Genomic DNA, 16,794 nt, shown 5'->3' with positions numbered 1-16,794 from the left:
GAGGCCAAGGGGCGCTACTGGGCGTCGACACCCTTCATGGCGCGCGAGGCATAGACGATCGCCGTGAAGGCGAGCGCGGCGTAGAGCAGGTTGACCCAGATCGGGCCGTCCTCGTCGGAGCCGATCTTCATGAAGACCTCGAAGAGGTTCACGAGCGTGAGGATGGTCGCGGAGACGACGAAGGGCTTGAGGCGCGCGGGGTCCTTGGAGAGGCGGATGCCCATGACGCCCGTGACAAGCTCGAGCGCCCCGATGAACAGCAGGACGACGGCGGCCGCGAGGACCATCGCCCCCTGGTCATCGATGCCCAGGTCGATGGTGGGGCCGAGGAAGTAGGCGATCGCCGCCATCGCGATCGAGGCGATGCCGATAAGGGAAAGGAAGAAGCTGATTCCCTTCACGATGCTGCATTCTTTGGTCATGGGCTTCCCTCCGTGGTGCCGTGTCGTGGGGCTGGCTGCACATCAAACCAGAAAGTATACGCAGGCGGCCTCCGCCCGGTCAATCGGGGCGAGAAGAACGGGGTGATATCAACGATTCCTTGAGTATGGGGCGGCGGGGCCCTTCCCATCGGGGCGAGAGGGCCTCTCGGTTATCGTGGGAACGCTTGCTTACCCTTCGGTTGGACCGGGCCTCGAGGAGCTCACATGACCCCAAAGGCGCAGCCAGAAACCATCGACGCCGACATGCGCGCGGGCGCCCCCGCCTCGGAGGGCGACGCCGCGGCCGCGAAGATCCCGCTCGCGATGCGGCTCTACGGGGCCCTCTGCACGGTCCTCGGCGTGTTCACCCTGTTTTCTGTCATCGTGTTCGCCGCCCTCATGACGTGGGCGCTCCAGACCGACCCGTCCCTGATCATCGTGGGCACCGACCCCACGCTGCCCGTGGTCCTTCTCGCCATCAGCTACCTCGTCACCATTGGCAACGGCGCGGCGCTCGTCGTCTTTGGGCGCTCGCTGCGCAAGAGCCGGCGCCGCAACGCGGCGCGCTGGTCGCACGTGCTCATCGGCACGTCGGTCGTCCAGGTCCTGCTCAAGATCATGCTGCAGGGCATCGACGCCACGCTCGTCCCCGATGCCGTCCAGCTGCTCATCCTCCTGGCGATCTCCGTCACCGTGGACCCGTCGCTGCGCCGCGAGCGCGAGCTCAAGCGCCGCGTGCGCGACCTGGTGGACCGCGAGGCCGCCGAGGAGGGCATGCTCGGGCGCGACCTCGGGGGCAAGGGCTACATCGAGCTCAACTTCTTCAACCTGTTCTGGGTGTTCGTGGCCTGCTGCGTGCTCGGCCTCGTCATCGAGACCGTCTACCACTTCGTCGTCGTGGTCCCCGGCGAGGTCCAGGACCGCGCGGGGCTGCTCTTTGGGCCGTTCTCGCCCATCTATGGCTTTGGCGCGGTGCTCATGACGGTGGCGCTCAACCGCTTCTACCGGGCGAGTCCGGCGATCGTCTTTCTCGTCTCCGCCGTGATCGGCGGGCTCTTCGAGGCGGCGACGGCCTGGTTCATGGAGCTGGGCTTTGGCGCCGTGGCCTGGGACTACTCGGGCTCCACGATCTTCGGGCTCTTCCCGGACCCGGTGGCCCTGCTCTTTGGCGGGCGCACCTCGACCCTCTTCATGTGCATGTGGGGCGCCCTCGGCCTTGTGTGGATCAGGCTCTGCCTGCCGTGGATGCTCAAACTCATCAACCTCATCCCGTGGAAGGTCCGCTACTCGTTCACCGCGCTCTGCGCCGCCCTCATGCTCGTGAACGGCGTCATGACGCTCGAGGCGCTCGACTGCTGGTTCGAGCGCCTCTCCGGCATCCCGCAGACCACGCCCGTCGAGCGGTTCTACGCCGAGCACTACGGCAACGACTACATGGCGCGGCGCTTCGAGTCCATGACCATCACGCCGGACGACTCCGCGCGCGTGGACGGGGCGGCGCGCGCCGTGGCTGACGTCTCGGCGGCCCCGGAGGCATGATGGCGCCGGGTGAGGCCCCGGCGAGGCCGCGCTGGGGGCGGCGCGTCCTTCTTGCCCTGCTGTCGGCCCTGGCCGTCGCCGTCGTCGCGCTCGGGCTGGCGGTGCAGCGGCGCCTCGCGCAGAGGGAGGCGGGCCTGGGCGTGGTCCAGGCCCCGAGCGAGTTCGCGGCGCTGGAGGGCTCGTCCGGGCGCACGGGGTCCTTCTCGACGCGCATCGACTTCACGAGCATGGCCACGGGCTCGGAGACCATCTCCACGGAGGTGGCCTGGGACGACGACTGGTTCTTCCGGGATCCCACCGTCTACAACCACGATCTTGCCACCACGTGCTCGGTGCTCTCTGCCGTGGCCAACTCCGAGTCGGCGTACTACCAGGCGGGCTCGGACTCGCCGGCCTACATGGAGGCCGCGCTCGCGGCGCTGGGCTTCGAGGAGATCTCCACGGCGTCGTATCAATACCGCAGCGAGATCTTCGACGAGGTCGTGGACCTCATCACCGGCACGGATGACGTCGTTGCCTACTCGGTTGCCGCCAAGCGCGTGACGGGCGGGGGCGGCGCCGAGAAGACCCTTTTCCTCGTGTCCATCCGCGGGAGCTACGGCTCCGAGTGGCTGAGCGACCTCAACATGGGCGACGCGGCCGCCTACGACATGGACGAGATCACGCACGAGGGCTTTGCCCAGGCCGCGCGCGAGATCGTGGACGTGCTCGCCGAGCGCGTCACCGAGGAGGCGGGCCTCGACGGCACGGACGACATCTGCCTGCTGTTCACCGGGCACTCGCGCGGAGCCGCCGTGGCCAACATCGCCGCCGCGTACGCCGACGAGATGTCGCAGGGCCTGCGCGTGCTGGCGCCGCTTGGGGGCATCTACTGCTACACCTTCGCCACGCCCGAGGTCACGACCTTCGACAACGCGCGCGACGCCCTCTACGACAACGTCTTCAACGTCATGAACCCGAGCGACCTGGTACCGCGCCTGCCGCTCGCCTCCTGGGGCTACGAGCGCTACGGGCACGACCTCTGGCTTCCCGGCCACGGCGACGAGGGCTTTGGCGAGAAGTACGAGGCTATGTGCAAGATCTTCGAGGCTAACACCGGCGTGGGGTGCCCCTACGTTCCCGAGGACCGCGAGCGCGTGGACAGGCTGGTGGGGGACCTCGCGCGCGAGATTCCCACGGCCGACGACCTCGCGAGCGCGGGCGGGGTCTTCTCCCTCGCGCACGACCTCCTCGCCGACGTGAACCCCGTGCAGGTGCTCTACGGCCACTACCCGAGCGTCTACATCGCCTGGATGCAGTCGCTCGACACCGTTCGCACCAGCTAAGCCCGCCAATCACTGCCAATCACGTCAGGTTCGTTTGGCATGCCAAACGAACCCGGTTAAAATGGCATGCCAAACGAACCTGACGTGACTGGCATAACTGGCACGGGAGGTAGGCGATGGGCGACGTGCGCAGGGAGCTCACGCGCGTGCTGCGTGAGGGCGAGCGGACGGTGGAGCGCCGGCTCGAGGCGTTTCTCGCCCGCCCGGACGATCCGGAGACCATCCACCGGCTGCGCATCTCCATCCGCACGCTGCGGAGCCTGCTGGCGTTTGCCTCCCCGTTCCTCAGGCGCCGCCGTCACCGGCTGCTCCAGGACGACCTGCGCTCCGTGGTGATAGAGACCTCGCGCCTGCGCGAGTACGACGTGCTGCTGAGGCAGGTCCGCGCGCTCGACGTCCCCTATGGCGAGCTTGACGAGAAGATCGGCGAGCTGCGCGAGCTCGAGCGCAACCACGTCGTCGACGTCATGCGCGGCCGGCATGCGCGGCGCGCGCTGCGGCGTGTGAGAAAGGCGATGGAGCGACTGCCCTGGAGGCGGCGCGTGCGCGAGAGGGGCGTGACGCGGGAGGACGTGCGCGCGGCCTTCGACGAGCTGGTCCGCAGCGTCGACGAGCGCTATGCGCGCGTTGACCGTGCGGACGCCGACGCCGTGCACACGCTGCGCAAGCGCGCGAAGCGCGTGCGCTACGTCGGGGAGAGCTTCGCCGAGCTGCTGGGGCCCGACGCCGTCGCCGAGGGGGCGCGCATGAAGGGCGTGCAGGACGAGCTCGGGGACATCTGCGACGCCCGCGTCAACGTGGCGATGGCGCGCGAGTTTCCCACGAGGGGGCTCTCTGACGAGGCGCGGTGCGCCCTCGAGGTCCTTCTCGCCCAGAACCAGGCCCTCGTGGACTCCTTCGTCAGCGGGTCGGGGGCGGCCGCCGGCTGACCCGCTCAGCGAACGGGGATGCCGGCCTTGCGCGCGGCGTCGAGGAGCTCGGCGTTGCGGGCGTTCATCGTGCCGAACTCGCCCACGCAGCAGATGACCTCGCGGCAGGCGAGAAGGGCCTCGCGCGCCTCGGCGACGGCCGCGTCGCTCACGGGCTCGAAGTCGCGCTCGAAGACGGCGCGCGTCGCGAGGCTGCGCGCGAGCAGGCCGTCCGTGTCGTGCTCGTGGAGCACGCCCGCGGCGAACGGCGTGCCCTCGCGCGCGAGCCGCCGGAAGCACGCGGCGCCGGTGCCGCCCCCGGCGATGACGAAGACCTCCGGATCTCCCTCCGGCCGCGCGAGCTCGACGCTGCCGAAGGCGGGGTCGTAGGCGCCTGGCGCGAGGTCGTAGAGCTCGGCCACGCGCTCGGCGGTGAACACCTCGTCGGGCGTCCCCTGGCACATGATGTGGCCATCGTGTACGCAGATCACGTGGTCGGCGGCCTTCTGGGCGAGGTCGATCTCGTGGAGGGAGGCCACCACGGCAGTCCCGCGCTCGCGCGCCTCGCGGCGCAGGAGCTGAAGGACGTCCAGCTGCGAGCGTACGTCCAGGTACGACGTGGGCTCGTCGAGCAGCAGCACGCGCGGCTCCTGGCAGAGCGCGCGGGCGAGAAGGACGCGCTGCCGCTGGCCGTCGCTCACGTGCGCGAAGTCGCGCTCCGCGATGTTGAGCACGCCCGTCGCGGACATCGCGGCGGCGACGGCCTCGTGGTCCTTCTCGCCGAGCACCCCGAGGCGCCCGGTGAACGGGTAGCGGCCGGCCTCCACCACGTCGCGGCAGGTGAGAAGCTCGGTTGACGGGCGGCCCGTGAGCATGACGGACATGGCGCGGGCGCGCTCTGCCGCGGGGATGCCGCCCAGCTCCCGCCCGAAGAGCTCCACCACGCCGCCGAGCGCGCGGAGCTGCCCCGCCACGGTGCGCAGGATGGTGGTCTTGCCCGACCCGTTGGGGCCGATCAGCGCTACCACCTGACCGGGCCTCACGGCAAGGCAGACGTCGCGCACGAGCGCCCGCTGTCCGTGCCCCACGTCAAGCCCCCGCAGCTCGAGCGCGTGCTGCGAGCCCGTGTTCTTCTCGGCGCTCATCGTCCCGCCCTCCCGCGGAGCATGAGGGCAATGACGACGGGCGCGCCAAAGACGGCGGTGACGGCGCTCACGGAGAGCTCCACGGGCGAGAAGAGCGTGCGCGCGACGAGGTCGCAGCCGCAGCAGAAGGCCGCGCCCGTGAGGAAGCACGCCGGCGTCACGAGGAGCGGCCGCGACGAGCCCACGCCGCGCCGGGCGAGGTGCGGCGCGGCGATGCCCACGAACGAGACCGGCCCCGCGAAGGCGGCCACGCACGCGGAGAGCAGGCTCGACACCAAAACGATCAGCATGCGCAGCCCGAGCACGTTCACGCCCACGCTCTGCGCGTAGGGCTCGCCGAGCTGGTAGGCGCCGAGCGGCTTGGAGAGCGCGAAGACCGCCGCGGACATGGCGAGCGTCGCCACGGCGATCGCGCCCACGTCCGCCCACGTGGCGCCCGAGAAGCTCCCGCGCGACCAGTTGTCCAGGTTCACGATCGCCTGGTCGTCGGCGAAGGCGATCAGGAAGTTGGTGACTGCGGAGCAGATGTAGCCCACCATGACGCCCGCCACGATGAGCATGCCCTGGGTGCGCACGCGCCGCGAGATGAGCAGCACGAAGCCCATCGTGACGAGCGAGCCGAGAAACGCCGTGCCCACGGACGCCGCGGGGCTCATGACCTGGCCCGCGCCGAGCACCACGATCATCACCACCGCCACCACGAGCTTGGCGCCCGAGGAGACGCCCAGCACGAAGGGGTCGGCGATGGGGTTGGCGAAGAACGTCTGCAGGAGGAACCCGGAGAGCGAGAGCGCGCCGCCCAAAAGCACCGCCTCGATGACGCGCGGCAGGCGAATCTGCCAGACGACCTGCGCGGCGGTGGAGGCGTCCCCGGGCCCCGCGGCCAGGATGCCGAGCACCTCCGCGGGCGTGGTCTCAACGCTTCCCAGGCACAGACTCGCCACGAAGAGCGCGCACAGGGCGAGAAGAACGGCGAGGTCGAAGGCCAAGGTCCGGCCACCCCGCCCGGCCCTCTCGCCCGCGGCGCGCGCCATGCTAGCCCAGCCTCCAGATGAAGGTGGTGGGCTCGCCCGTGCCGGAGAAGGCCGCGCGGAAGTCCTCGATGATGTCGGCCATGCTCGTCATCTGCTGGTAGAGGTTGGCGTCGCAGGTCCAGACGTTGCCCTCGCGCACGGCCTTGAAGTCCGCGATCAGCCGGTTCTTCTCGCTGAGTGCCTCGAGGGAGGTCACGCCGTCGTCGATCGTGCCGTTGTAGATGATGGCGTCGGCGTCGCGCGCGCCCTCGTAGAAGCGCTCCATCTCCACGGTGACGGTGGTGGGGGAGGAGTCGGTGGCGCCCTCCTCGGCAAAGCTCACGTACTCGCCGCCCGCGGCCTCGATCATCTGGCAGAAGTAGTCGCCGGCCCGGCGCGTGACGGCGGCGCCGTCCTCGTTGATGTAGAAGAAGGCCACGGTCTTGCCCGTCGGGCCGCCCTGCGATGCGGCCTCCACGCCCGCGGCCACGTCGTCGAAGACCGCCGCCGCCTCGTCCTCGCGGCCAAAGGCGGCGCCCATGAGACGGATCCACTCCAGGCGGCCGAGCATCTCGTCCTCCCGGCTCGACTGCTCCATGAGGACGGTGACGCCCAGCTCCTCGAGCTTGGCGCGCACCTCGGGTACGTGGTCGATGTTGGTGTTCTCGATGGCCAGCGGGCAGCCCGTGGCGGTGATGAGCTCGTAGTCGGGCTCGCGGTAGAGGCCGCCGTAGGCGATCGTGCCGTCCTCCAGGCGCTCGGTGAAGGCGTCGACGGGGGAGTCCTCGGCCTTGACCGAGGAGACGGAGACGGCGTCGAGCGCGCCGATGGCGTCCACGAGGCAGATCATGCCGGTGGAGACCAGGTAGACGTTTTCGAGCGGCTGCCGGATCACGCCTACGTCGCCGGGCAGGCCCGCCGGCGGCTCCGCGCCCTCGGGCACGACGAGCAGGCGCTCGCCGCTGGCCAGCGTCGCGAGCTGGAAGCCCCCGTCGTAGGCGTCGAGCGTGAACTGCGTGGCGTGCGCGAGCGGGACGGGCGTGGCGTCGCCGAGCGCGGCGAGGCCCTCGCCGGGCGCCTCTCCCGGCGCCTCCGGCCCGGCCCCCTCCGACCCCGTGCAGCCAGAGAGTACAATCGGCGCGAGCAGCGCCCCGCCAAGCCCCAGGGCGTCTCTGCGCGTGAGCGAGAAGGACATGGGAGGGCTCCTTTCCCCGATGTGTTCCCTCCCATGATACGCCGGGCGGGCCGTCGGCCTGCCCCGGGAGGGGCGCCAGCCGGTATGATGGGGTGAGCCAACCTTGGGAGGTGCTGATGCGCGTCGAGAGAATAGAGCTTCCGAGCTCGGGATATGGGCCCGGGGCCGCCGCGCTCACGGCCTACGTCCAGGACAACGTGGGCGCGCAGGAGGGCCGCCTTCGCCCGGCGGCGGTGGTCTGCCCCGGCGGCGGCTACGAGTTCTGCTCCGACCTCGAGGCGGAGCCGATCGCGCTCGCGCTTCTCGCCCGCGGCCTCCAGGCCTTCGTGCTCGACTACACCGTGCTCGACGCCGCCGAGCCGGGTCCGCTCCTTCCCGCGCCGCAGGTGGACCTCGCCCGGGCGGTGGCGCTCGTGCGCTCCCGGGCGGCCGAGTGGTACGTGGACGAGGCCCTCGTCGGGACCCTCGGCTGCTCCGCGGGCGCGCACCTGTGCGCCACGTACGCGGGCCTCATGGGCGAGGGCGCGCTCCTCGCACGCGCGGGCGTCTCGGCGGCCGAGGCGCGCGTGGACTGGCAGGTGCTCTGCTACCCGGTGATCGACCTCGACGCCGGCTGGCCGGCGGACGCCGCCTACGCCGCGCGCATCTGCCCCGAGGGCTCGCCCCTGCGCGCGGCGCAGGGCCTCGTGGGGCCCGCGACCCCGCCCACCTTCCTCTGGCACACGGCCACGGACGAGACCGTGCCGGTGCGCAACGCCTACCGCTATGCGGAGGCGCTCGCCGCGCACGGCGTGGACCACGAGTGCCACGTCTTCCACGCGGGGCGCCACGGGCTCTCGCTCGCCACCGAGCAGTCGGCGCGCTGGGCGGACTGCGTGAGCCCCCATGCCGCGCGCTGGCTCGACCTCGCCGCCGAGTGGCTGGGCGAGCTCGGCGCCCGCGGCGATTGACGGGCGAGAAGAGCGGCCCCCAGTGCCCCCGCGGCCGGCCCGTCCTTCTCGCATATCAAATCTGGCTGCGGCGTTTTGGCCATCTGGGCCCCTCCGGGAGGCGCAAGACAGCCAAAACGCCGCAGCCAGATTTGATGTCCCCGACGCTGGCCGACGCAGCCGGGAGGGCGGCGCCGAGCCGCCCTACAGCCGCGGCTCCGGCTGCTCGGTGAGGTCGCGCCCGAGCCGCGCGAGCCGCGAGACGTCCGTCGCGGCCTGGCCCTCGTTCCACTTCTGGCGCGTCTGGTGCATCGGGTCGGCCTCGTCCTCCCACAGGCGCTCGGCCACCGGCGTCCACGCGGCCGCCGCCGGGGCGGTCTTCTCGCGCAGCTGCTCGGGCGTCTCCTGCTCCACGAGGTCCGTCGAGCGGGCGCCCGTCTCGGCCACCATGCGCGGCAGGTCGTCGGGGTTCTCGAGCATGGGGCAGGGGCGCAGGTGGTTGGTGTTGAACGGCTGGCCCTCGTAGTACTTCATGAAGAGCGGGGAGCGCAGCGCGTCCAGCAGGCTCACGTCGTGGATGTTGGCGTTGGAGTAGTGGATGAAGACGCACGGCTCCACGTCCCCGGCGGCGTTGATGTGCAGGTAGCGCCGTCCGCCGGCGATGCAGCCGCCCACGAACTCGCCGTCGTTCTGGAAGTCCATCGTGAAGAGCGGCTTCTTGTCGCGCATCGCGCGCACGAAGCGGTACATCCGCTCGCGCTGCTCCGGCGTGGGCATGAGGTCCGCCGAGGCGGCGCGGCCCACGGGCATGAAGTGGAAGTACCAGCAGAAGAGCGCGCCCTTCTCGATCATCCAGTCCATGTTCTCCTCGGTGGCGATGGCGTCGGCGTTGGCGCGCGTCCAGCAGGCCGAGATGCCAAAGGGCAGCGCGTGCTCGCGCAGGAGGTCCATGGCGCGCTCGATCTTGGCGTAGGTGCCGTCGCCGCGGCGCGCGTCGGTGGTGTGCTCGTTGCCCTCGGCGGAGATGGCGGGCACGAAGTTGGCCACGCGGATCATGTCCTGGCAGAAGGCCTCGTCGATGAGGGTGGCGTTGGTGAAGCAGAGAAAGACGCAGTCGGGGTACTTCTCGCAGATGCGGATGAGGTCGGCCTTGCGCACGAGCGGCTCGCCGCCCGTGTAGATGTAGATGTGGCAGCCCAGCTCGCGGCCCTGGTCGATGATCGAGCAGATGTCCTCGTAGGAGAGGTTGAGCGCGTGGCCGTACTCTGCCGCCCAGCAGCCGGTGCAGCGCAGGTTGCAGGCGCTCGTGGGGTCCAGGAGGATCGCCCACGGGATGTTGCACTCGTACTTCTCGCGCGCCTTCTCCTGGACGGGCCAGGCGAGGATGTTGGCGTCCACGATGAGGGCCTTGAGCAGACGCGTCCGCACCTCGGGGTTGAGCCGGAACGCCTTGAGGATGAGCTCGTACCAGTTGCTGCGCCCGTCGATGGCGTTCCTGAAGGCCGCACGCTGCGTGGGGAAGACGTCCTTGGGCGTGTAGCGGTCGATCGTGTCCATGATCTTGGGGATGCGGGCCTCCGGGTCCTCGTCCACGTAGTCGATGAGCTTGTAGAGCGCCGCGCGCTCCGCCGTCTGGGTAAGCGACATCCTTGGTCCTTCCGACGCGATCCCTATGGTTTCTGGAACCGAACGGTGCTGTTTATACCCATCTAGTAATAAATCCACAACTGTGGAATACTAGGTATGTCTCTTCCATGAAGGGGAGCGAGTTGGCCACTATTCCACAGAGGGGCGGACAATGGGGGATTGCGCACAGGGCGAGAAGAACGGTCGGGCCGTGGACCGGCGCGTGCGCCGGAGCCGCCGCGCCATGATGGGCGCCTTCGACCGGCTGATCATGACGACGCCCTTCGAGCAGATCTCCGTGAGCGCCGTGGCGCGCGAGGCGGACGTCGACAGGAAGACCGTCTACCAGCACTTCGGCGGCGTCGACGGGATCCTCGACGCCATCGTCGAGGAGGCGGTGTCGGAGCTGCTCGACGAGGTGGAGGAGACGATGCGCGGTCGCGTGGGGGCGGGCGAGGACGTCCGACCGCTGTCCGCCTTCTTCGACGCGCTCTCGGTGCACCTGGGAAAGAACGCCGTGCTCCGGCAGCGCTACTGCGAGCACGTGCCGACCGAGCTGCTCTTCGACCACCTCGCCCGCCCGCTCGCCCACCAGATCGCCGCGCGCGGCCTCGTGCGCGGCGAGCTCTCGGACACGGAGCTGGAGATGCTGCTCGCATTCGGCGTCGGCGGCCTGCTCTCGCTGTACCGCTGGTGGCTGCTGTCGGACCGCAGCGTACCGCTCGAGGAGGTGACGCGCCGCGCCGGCGCCCTCCTCGAGGCCGGCGTGTGACGGCCCCTCCGCTCAGCCGGCCCGGGCGGGCGCCGGGGCTGACGTCCCCATTTCGCCCAGACAGAGCCAGCCGACGTATTACGCCCCGGGAGGGGAGAAGAACGTCGGCTGGCTCTGTCTGGGCGAATGCGACAGGGAGGGCGCGGGGACGGCGAGGCCGCCCCCGTCACGCCATGAGACGCTCGCGCAGCCAGCCGGCGAGCACGAGGGCGTGGTTGCAGCGCTCGTCGCGCGCCGCGTAAAGCAGCGTGACCGGCCCGCGCGCGAGCAGGGCGCGGCACCTTTCGGAGAACTCGGCCGCGGCCTCGCTCGCGTCGAGCTCGGCGCGGTAGCGCGCGGAGAACTCCTCGAAGCGGCTCGGGTCGTGCCCGAACCACCTGCGGAGCTCCGTCGAGGGGGCGACGCCCTTCTCCCATGCGTCGAGCGCCGCCGCCTCGCGGCGCAGCCCGCGCGGCCAGAGCCGGTCAACGAGCACGCGCGCCCCGTCGCCCGCCTCCGGGCCGTCATAGACGCGCCTGCACCTCAGCTCGAACATGCCCTGTCCCCCTCTCTCGATCGGTCAATTCGTGCGGGGGCGGAGCGGCGGGTGCCCCGCCCCCGCACGGGGCTAGAGGTCCTCCTCCGGCGTGGAGATCGGGGAGATCCCGAAGTGCTCGACCAGGTAGGCGAGCACGTTGGGAGAGACGAAGGCGGGCAGCGTGGGCCCGAGCTTGATGTTTCTGATGCCCAGGTAGAGCAGGGTGAGAAGGACGCACACAGCCTTCTGCTCGTACCAGGAGAGGATGATGGTGAGCGGCAGCTCGTTGACGTCGCACCCGAAGGCGTCGGCCAGCGCCAAGGCCACGGTCACGGCGCTGAAGGCGTCGTTGCACTGCCCCATGTCCATGAGGCGCGGCAGCCCGGCGACCGTGCCGAGGTCGAGGTCGTTGAAGCGGTACTTGCCGCAGGCGAGCGTAAGCACCACGCTGTCGGCGGGGGTCCGCTCCACGAGCTCGGTGTAGTAGTTGCGCCCCGGCTTGGCGCCGTCGCATCCGCCCACGAGGTAGAAGCGGCTGATCTGGCCGGACTTCACCGCGTCGACCACCTTGTCCGCCACGGAGAGCACCGCGCCGTGCCCGAAGCCCGTGGTGAGCGTGGTGCCGCCGTTGATGCCGGTCATCTGCACGTCCTCGGGATACCCGCCGAGCTCGAGCGCCCGCTCGATGACCGGCGAGAAGTCCTTGTCGTCACCGACGTGCACGAGCCCGGGGTAGGAGACCACCTCGGTGGTGAAGACGCGGTCGGCGTAGCTCGGGCGGGGCGGCATGAGGCAGTTGGTGGTGAAGAGGACGGCGCCCGGGATGCCGTCGAACTCCCGCTGCTGGTTCTGCCACGCGGTGCCGAAGTTGCCCTTGAGGTGGGGGTACTTCCTGAGCTCGGGGTAGCCGTGGGCGGGGAGCATCTCGCCGTGGGTGTAGACGGAGACCCCGGTGCCCGCGGTCTGCTCCAGGAGGGCGTGCAGGTCAAAGAGGTCGTGTCCGGAGACCACGATGAAGGGCCCGCGCTCGATGCGCATCGAGACCTCGGTGGGCTCGGGGACGCCGTACGTCTGTGTGTTGGCGCGGTCGAGGAGCTCCATGCACGCGTAGTTCTTCTCGCCGACCTCGAGCACGAGGGGCAGCAGCTCGTCCTGGCCGAGCCGCTCGCCGAGCGAGCGCAGCGCCCTGAGGAAGAAGCGGTCGAGCTCGTCGCTCGTGTACCCGAGTACCATGGCGTGGTAGGCATAGGCGGCCATGCCGCGGAGGCCAAAGAGCACGAGCGACTTGAGCGAGCGCACGTCCTCGTCGGGGTCGTTCCAGATGAGGTCGAGGTCGTATTCCCTCGCGTCGCGGGCGGGGGAGAGGGCCTCGCGCGCGCCGCGCACCCGCGCCGTGAGCTCGCGCACCGTCTGGGCGTTGAAGCTCACGTTGGTGACGGTGGTGAAGAGCCCCTCGAGGACGAGCCTCGCGACCCCGGCGGGGGCGCCCTCCTCGCTCACGGCGCGCGCGAGGCCCACGAGCGCCCCCGTGAGCTCGTCCTGCAGGTGGGCGACGTCGGCGGGCTTGCCGCACACGCCCGCCCTCCCGGTGCACCCGCTGCAGCCCGCGGTCTGCTCGCACTGGAAGCAGAACATCTCGTTTCCTGTCGTAGCCATCTGGGCCTCCTTGCCCTCGGGGCGGCCATCCGGCGGACGGCCTCTTCCTGACAAGGTTTACCGCTCGCGGGGGAAGGAGTATGTTGTTTCTACAACATAAAGGGAGGCTCCCATGGACTACATCGCGCTTTCACACTCCGCGCTCTTCGAGGGCGTGGACCCCGGGGACATAGAGGGGATGCTCCCCTGTCTGGACGCGCGCGAGCTGAGGCTGGGGCGAGGGGAGCGCGTCTATCGCGCGGGGGACGTGGTCACGCGCCTGGGGGTCGTGCTCGAGGGCAGCGTGAACGTCGAGGCGAACTACTACTGGGGGGAGCGGGCCATCTTCGCGCATCTCGGCCCCGGGCAGATCTTCGCCGAGGCGTACTCGGCGATCCCGGGCGGCGAGACCCTGGTGGACATCGTGGCCGCCGAGGACGCGACGGTCCTCTTGCTGCGGACCTCCTCCCTGCTCGCCACCTGCGAGCGCGCCTGCTCCCGACACCACCGCGTCATCGGCAACCTCCTGCGCGTCTCCGCCGAGAAGAACGTCGCGCTCTCGCGGCGCATGATGCACATCGCCCCGCGCACCATCAGGGAGCGCGTCCTCTCCTATCTCTCCGAGCAGGCGGTCGAGCGCGGGTCGCGCTCCTTCGTCATCCCGTTCTCCCGCCAGGAGCTCGCGAACTACCTCGGGGTGGACCGAAGCGCCCTGTCCGCCGAGCTCTCGCGCATGCAGCGCGACGGGCTCATCGTGACCCGCAGGAGCCACTTCGAGCTTCTCGCCGGCCCGGGTGGGCGCCGGGGCTGACGTTCCCATCTCGCCCAGACAGAGCCAGCCGACGCATTCCGCCCCGGAAGGGGAGAAAAGCGTCGGCTGGCTCTGCCTGGGCGCTTGTGACGGGGGCGCGGCGGTGGCGGCCCTCCGCCCTCGTCGCGTCACTTCACCGTGAGGACCGGCACGTCGACGGAGCGCAGGACGCCAAAGCTCACGCTGCCGATCATGCCGCGCAGGGCGCCGAGGCCGCGCCGGCCCATGACCACGAGGTCGATGTCATGGCTCTTCACGTAGTCCGCGATGCCCTCGACGGGCGAGTTTGAGATGACCGCGTCGGCCACGACCTTGCACTGCGCGTCGTCGAGGGACTGGTCGATGACCTCCTGGGCGTCCGAGCAGGCGTTCTTGACGACGGAGTCCATGAGCCGCTCGTAGGTCGCGGGGTCCGCGATGGCGTAGGGCGTGCCGATGCCCCCGTCCCCGAGCAGCGTGGGGTTGGGCAGGGCCGCCGAGGGGATGACGGTCACCACGCTCACCCGCGCCTCCGGGTAGGGCCCCGCCAGGCCGAGCGCGATGTGCAGGGCGCTCTTGGCGTGGTCGGACTCGTCATAGGGCACCAGGATGTTCTTGAAGTACATGGCTACCTCCCTCGTGACGGAGCGTGACGCTTGAGGTGGTTATACCCCCCGGGCGCCGCCGCGCCCGACGCCTCGGCGAGCGCGGCGGAGTTGTCCGCGGGCGTATGATGTGGGGCAAGAGGATCGCGTCACGCGGAGGTTGCTATGCGGGTCACGGTGCTGATGGAGAACTCGACGCCCTCGAGCCGCCTTCGGGCGGCCCACGGGCTCTCGCTCTGGCTCGAGCTCGCCGACGGGCGGCGCGCGCTCTTCGACCTGGGGCCGGATGACGGGTTTCTCGCCAACGCCCGCGCGCTCGGCGTGGACGTGACCGGGGCGGACCTCGCGGTGGTGAGCCACGGCCACTACGACCACGGCGGCGGCCTCGCGGCGTTTCTCGGCGCGTGCGCGGCGGCGGGCCAGGAGGTCCCGGTCTACGTGCGCGAGCACGCCTTCGAGGGGCATGTCTCGGGGACGCCGGCGCGCCACCATGACATCGGGCTCGACCCGGCGCTCGCGGCGGACCCTCGCGTGCGCGCGGTGGGGGAGCGGCATGACCTGGGCGGCGGGCTCACGCTGTTTGCCACGAGGCGACGCTCGCACCCGACCGCGCGGTCCAACGCGCGGCTCATGGAGCGGCGGGAGGGCGAGAAGGACCTCGCGCCGGACCGCTTCCTCCACGAGCAGAGCCTGCTCGTGGAGGAGGGAGGGCGCAGGACCCTGGTCTCCGGCTGCTCGCACGGAGGGATCCTCAACATCATGGACGAGGCGGAGGAGATCCTGGGCGCGCCGCTCGACGCGGTCGTGGCGGGTCTTCACCTCACGGACCCGAGCGGCGGGGGAGTGGAGGACGCCGCCCTCACGCGCTCGCTCGCGACGGAGCTCGCCGCGCGCCGGGCGTGCTACCTCACGTGCCACTGCACCGGCACCGACGCCTTCGCCCTCCTGCGCGACGAGCTGGGCGAGCGGGTGCGCTACCTGCAGGTGGGGAGCCGCGCGGAGCTGTGAGGGCGGGGAGGGGCGCTACGCCGTGTGGCGCAGGCCCTCGAACTTCTCCTCGTCGGTCATCTTGGCCTTGCCGTCGAGCGCGTCGATCGAGCGCTCGACGGTGGCGATGAGGCGGTCCGTTTCCTCGTGCTCGGCGCGCAGCGCCTCCAGCTGCCGCGCGAGGGCCGCGCGCCGCGCGTCGCGGCTGCCCTTGAGCAGCGGCGCGATGTCGGAGAGCGGCTCCCCCATGCGCCGGAACAGCAAGATCTCCTGCAGCCGGTCGACGTCCTTGGGGCCGTAGTGGCGGTACCTGCTGTGCGCGTCGCGGGAGGGGTGGAGCAGGCCGAGCTGGTCGTAGTGGCGCAGGGTGAATACCGTGACCCCGGCGAGGTCCGCGAGCTCGCCGACGGTGTAGCCGCGTGCGTTCATGAGGTCTCCTTTCCTGGTTGCCTCAGGTTAGAACGCGACGCAACGTCGGCGTCAAGCGAGAAGAACCTGCGGGTTTAGCGCCGCCGGCACCGCTATACTCGTCTCAGTGAGCCGGACGGGAGGTCCCATGTCACAGACCCTCATCAGGATCGCCGCGCTTCTGCTCGTGGCGGCGGTCATATCGCTTATCGTGTCCTTCGTGGTGAACGTCATCCTCGGCGCCCTGAGCCTGCTGCCGATCGTGCTTTTGGGGCTCGCGGTGCTGTTCTTCGCGAAGGGCGGCAAGGTCCGCATCGAGTTCCCGGACAGGTGCCTGCCCGGGAAGCGGGACTAGGCTCCCCATGGCAACGCCCGAGTTCATCCTGCGCCTGCGCGAGAAGATCGGCCACGACCTGCTGTGGCTCATCGGCGTGACCGCCTACGTGGAGGACGCGGAGGGCCGCGTCCTTCTGGGCCGCCGTGCCGACACGGGGGAGTGGGCGCTCGTCTACGGCATCAACGAGCCGGGCGAGGAGCCGGCGGACACCGTGGTGCGCGAGGTGGCCGAGGAAACCGGGGTGGACGCGGAGCCGCTCGAGCTCGTGAGCGTGCGCGCCGCCGACCACGTCACGACCTACGCCAACGGGGACCGGACGCAGTACCTTGACCTCACGTTCACGTGTCGCATCGCCCCCGGCGGGAGCTCCGAGCCTCGCGTGGCAGACGACGAGAGCCTCGAGGTGGGCTGGTTCCTCCCGGACGCGCTCCCGGCGCCGCTCGCCGCCTCGACGGTGGAGCGCATGGCCACCGTCGCCGAGTTCCGCCGTCGCTCCGCCTCCGGCGACCCCCACGCCCTCTTCTTCCGCCGGACGGTTTCCTGACAAAGGTGACAGGGTCGTTTGTCATGATTTTCATGACAAACGACCCTGTCACCTTTGTCAGGAAACCTGGGGGCAGCCCCGGCGCGATGTCCTTCTC

18 protein-coding genes are annotated in these 16,794 nt (G+C 70.4%); 9 read left to right on the top strand and 9 right to left on the bottom strand.

Annotated features, from left to right (window positions below):
- Nucleotides 1-14: 14 nt before the first annotated feature.
- Nucleotides 15-422, bottom strand: coding sequence for a hypothetical protein (locus tag H6A23_RS03870; RefSeq protein WP_204830884.1), 408 nt, complete (start codon nt 420-422; stop codon nt 15-17).
- A gap of 225 nt (nt 423-647) precedes the next feature.
- Here H6A23_RS03870 and H6A23_RS03865 point away from each other — a divergent pair, with 225 nt between their 5' ends.
- The 3 genes from H6A23_RS03865 (at nt 648) to H6A23_RS03855 (ending at nt 4,215) form a co-directional block, all read left to right on the top strand.
- The gene (locus H6A23_RS03865; RefSeq protein ID WP_204830883.1) at nt 648-1,961 is read left to right on the top strand and encodes a putative ABC transporter permease; all 1,314 of its coding nucleotides are present in this window, start codon (nt 648-650) and stop codon (nt 1,959-1,961) included.
- A complete protein-coding gene (locus H6A23_RS03860; RefSeq protein ID WP_204830882.1) occupies nt 1,961-3,286 on the top strand; it encodes a lipase family protein in 1,326 nt (441 codons plus the stop codon). Before H6A23_RS03865 ends, H6A23_RS03860 begins: the two co-directional genes overlap by 1 nt.
- 116 nt (nt 3,287-3,402) lie before the next feature.
- Nucleotides 3,403-4,215 carry a CHAD domain-containing protein gene (locus tag H6A23_RS03855; RefSeq protein ID WP_204830881.1) on the top strand — a complete coding sequence of 271 codons (813 nt, stop codon included), beginning with the start codon at nt 3,403-3,405 and terminating at the stop codon, nt 4,213-4,215.
- Between the two features lie 5 nt (nt 4,216-4,220).
- Here H6A23_RS03855 and H6A23_RS03850 read toward each other — a convergent pair whose 3' ends face one another.
- The 3 genes from H6A23_RS03850 to H6A23_RS03840 are packed head-to-tail and all read right to left on the bottom strand — an operon-like array spanning nt 4,221 to nt 7,547.
- Nucleotides 4,221-5,339 (bottom strand): ABC transporter ATP-binding protein, encoded by a 1,119-nt coding sequence (locus tag H6A23_RS03850; protein WP_204830880.1) that lies wholly within the window; start codon nt 5,337-5,339, stop codon nt 4,221-4,223.
- Complete coding sequence (locus H6A23_RS03845; protein ID WP_204830879.1) at nt 5,336-6,373, bottom strand: FecCD family ABC transporter permease; 1,038 nt, start codon at nt 6,371-6,373, stop codon at nt 5,336-5,338. Before H6A23_RS03845 ends, H6A23_RS03850 begins: the two co-directional genes overlap by 4 nt.
- Nucleotide 6,374: 1 nt before the next feature.
- Complete coding sequence (locus H6A23_RS03840) at nt 6,375-7,547, bottom strand: ABC transporter substrate-binding protein (protein ID WP_204830878.1); 1,173 nt, start codon at nt 7,545-7,547, stop codon at nt 6,375-6,377.
- 116 nt (nt 7,548-7,663) lie between these two features.
- Here H6A23_RS03840 and H6A23_RS03835 point away from each other — a divergent pair, with 116 nt between their 5' ends.
- Nucleotides 7,664-8,497 carry an alpha/beta hydrolase gene (locus H6A23_RS03835; RefSeq protein ID WP_204830877.1) on the top strand — a complete coding sequence of 278 codons (834 nt, stop codon included), beginning with the start codon at nt 7,664-7,666 and terminating at the stop codon, nt 8,495-8,497.
- 183 nt (nt 8,498-8,680) lie between these two features.
- Here the strand turns inward: H6A23_RS03835 and H6A23_RS03830 are convergent, their stop codons facing one another.
- Nucleotides 8,681-10,123, bottom strand: coding sequence for a radical SAM protein (locus tag H6A23_RS03830; RefSeq protein WP_204830876.1), 1,443 nt, complete (start codon nt 10,121-10,123; stop codon nt 8,681-8,683).
- A gap of 151 nt (nt 10,124-10,274) precedes the next feature.
- On the opposite strand from H6A23_RS03830, the gene H6A23_RS03825 reads away from it, so the two are divergent.
- Nucleotides 10,275-10,874 (top strand): TetR/AcrR family transcriptional regulator, encoded by a 600-nt coding sequence (locus tag H6A23_RS03825; RefSeq protein WP_204830875.1) that lies wholly within the window; start codon nt 10,275-10,277, stop codon nt 10,872-10,874.
- A 166-nt stretch (nt 10,875-11,040) separates the two neighbouring features.
- Here H6A23_RS03825 and H6A23_RS03820 read toward each other — a convergent pair whose 3' ends face one another.
- Nucleotides 11,041-11,409 (bottom strand): DUF488 domain-containing protein, encoded by a 369-nt coding sequence (locus tag H6A23_RS03820; RefSeq protein WP_204830874.1) that lies wholly within the window; start codon nt 11,407-11,409, stop codon nt 11,041-11,043.
- Between the two features lie 72 nt (nt 11,410-11,481).
- Nucleotides 11,482-13,047 (bottom strand): hydroxylamine reductase, encoded by a 1,566-nt coding sequence (gene hcp / locus H6A23_RS03815; RefSeq protein ID WP_204830873.1) that lies wholly within the window; start codon nt 13,045-13,047, stop codon nt 11,482-11,484.
- Between the two features lie 112 nt (nt 13,048-13,159).
- On the opposite strand from hcp, the gene H6A23_RS03810 reads away from it, so the two are divergent.
- On the top strand, nt 13,160-13,837 hold the full coding sequence (locus H6A23_RS03810; RefSeq protein WP_204830872.1) for a Crp/Fnr family transcriptional regulator: 678 nt from the start codon (nt 13,160-13,162) through the stop codon (nt 13,835-13,837).
- Nucleotides 13,838-13,965: 128 nt separating this feature from the next.
- Here the strand turns inward: H6A23_RS03810 and H6A23_RS03805 are convergent, their stop codons facing one another.
- Nucleotides 13,966-14,442: a universal stress protein gene (locus H6A23_RS03805; protein ID WP_204830871.1), complete on the bottom strand. Its 477-nt coding sequence runs from the start codon at nt 14,440-14,442 to the stop codon at nt 13,966-13,968.
- A gap of 144 nt (nt 14,443-14,586) precedes the next feature.
- Between H6A23_RS03805 and H6A23_RS03800 the strand changes: the two genes are divergently transcribed.
- The gene (locus H6A23_RS03800) at nt 14,587-15,429 is read left to right on the top strand and encodes an MBL fold metallo-hydrolase (protein ID WP_204830870.1); all 843 of its coding nucleotides are present in this window, start codon (nt 14,587-14,589) and stop codon (nt 15,427-15,429) included.
- Nucleotides 15,430-15,444: 15 nt separating this feature from the next.
- Here H6A23_RS03800 and H6A23_RS03795 read toward each other — a convergent pair whose 3' ends face one another.
- Complete coding sequence (locus H6A23_RS03795) at nt 15,445-15,837, bottom strand: MerR family transcriptional regulator (protein WP_204830869.1); 393 nt, start codon at nt 15,835-15,837, stop codon at nt 15,445-15,447.
- Nucleotides 15,838-15,964: 127 nt separating this feature from the next.
- Between H6A23_RS03795 and H6A23_RS03790 the strand changes: the two genes are divergently transcribed.
- Entirely contained in the window at nt 15,965-16,171 is a 207-nt protein-coding gene (locus tag H6A23_RS03790) for a hypothetical protein (protein WP_204830868.1), read from the top strand.
- A gap of 7 nt (nt 16,172-16,178) precedes the next feature.
- The gene (locus H6A23_RS03785) at nt 16,179-16,697 is read left to right on the top strand and encodes an NUDIX hydrolase (RefSeq protein WP_204830867.1); all 519 of its coding nucleotides are present in this window, start codon (nt 16,179-16,181) and stop codon (nt 16,695-16,697) included.
- Nucleotides 16,698-16,794: the final 97 nt, after the last annotated feature.

Origin of the sequence: Olsenella uli, assembly GCF_016900775.1 — a bacterium.
Lineage (GTDB): Bacteria > Actinomycetota > Coriobacteriia > Coriobacteriales > Atopobiaceae > Thermophilibacter > Thermophilibacter uli_A.
The sequence above is the reverse complement of the archived record's forward strand: the minus strand, read 5'-3'. Positions and strand labels throughout refer to the sequence as shown.

Bases quoted from the DNA above. Each gene is read 5' to 3' on its own strand.
- H6A23_RS03870 (WP_204830884.1), bottom strand. From the start codon at position 422: ATGACCAAAGAATGCAGCATCGTGAAGGGAATCAGCTTCTTCCTTTCC.
- H6A23_RS03850 (WP_204830880.1), bottom strand. From the start codon at position 5,339: ATGAGCGCCGAGAAGAACACGGGCTCGCAGCACGCGCTCGAGCTGCGG.
- H6A23_RS03820 (WP_204830874.1), bottom strand. From the start codon at position 11,409: ATGTTCGAGCTGAGGTGCAGGCGCGTCTATGACGGCCCGGAGGCGGGC.
- H6A23_RS03865 (WP_204830883.1), top strand. From the start codon at position 648: ATGACCCCAAAGGCGCAGCCAGAAACCATCGACGCCGACATGCGCGCG.
- H6A23_RS03845 (WP_204830879.1), bottom strand. From the start codon at position 6,373: ATGGCGCGCGCCGCGGGCGAGAGGGCCGGGCGGGGTGGCCGGACCTTG.
- H6A23_RS03800 (WP_204830870.1), top strand. From the start codon at position 14,587: ATGCGGGTCACGGTGCTGATGGAGAACTCGACGCCCTCGAGCCGCCTT.
- H6A23_RS03785 (WP_204830867.1), top strand. From the start codon at position 16,179: ATGGCAACGCCCGAGTTCATCCTGCGCCTGCGCGAGAAGATCGGCCAC.
- H6A23_RS03805 (WP_204830871.1), bottom strand. From the start codon at position 14,442: ATGTACTTCAAGAACATCCTGGTGCCCTATGACGAGTCCGACCACGCC.
- H6A23_RS03790 (WP_204830868.1), top strand. From the start codon at position 15,965: ATGTCACAGACCCTCATCAGGATCGCCGCGCTTCTGCTCGTGGCGGCG.
- H6A23_RS03825 (WP_204830875.1), top strand. From the start codon at position 10,275: ATGGGGGATTGCGCACAGGGCGAGAAGAACGGTCGGGCCGTGGACCGG.
- H6A23_RS03840 (WP_204830878.1), bottom strand. From the start codon at position 7,547: ATGTCCTTCTCGCTCACGCGCAGAGACGCCCTGGGGCTTGGCGGGGCG.
- H6A23_RS03795 (WP_204830869.1), bottom strand. From the start codon at position 15,837: ATGAACGCACGCGGCTACACCGTCGGCGAGCTCGCGGACCTCGCCGGG.
- H6A23_RS03835 (WP_204830877.1), top strand. From the start codon at position 7,664: ATGCGCGTCGAGAGAATAGAGCTTCCGAGCTCGGGATATGGGCCCGGG.
- hcp (WP_204830873.1), bottom strand. From the start codon at position 13,047: ATGGCTACGACAGGAAACGAGATGTTCTGCTTCCAGTGCGAGCAGACC.
- H6A23_RS03855 (WP_204830881.1), top strand. From the start codon at position 3,403: ATGGGCGACGTGCGCAGGGAGCTCACGCGCGTGCTGCGTGAGGGCGAG.
- H6A23_RS03810 (WP_204830872.1), top strand. From the start codon at position 13,160: ATGGACTACATCGCGCTTTCACACTCCGCGCTCTTCGAGGGCGTGGAC.
- H6A23_RS03830 (WP_204830876.1), bottom strand. From the start codon at position 10,123: ATGTCGCTTACCCAGACGGCGGAGCGCGCGGCGCTCTACAAGCTCATC.
- H6A23_RS03860 (WP_204830882.1), top strand. From the start codon at position 1,961: ATGGCGCCGGGTGAGGCCCCGGCGAGGCCGCGCTGGGGGCGGCGCGTC.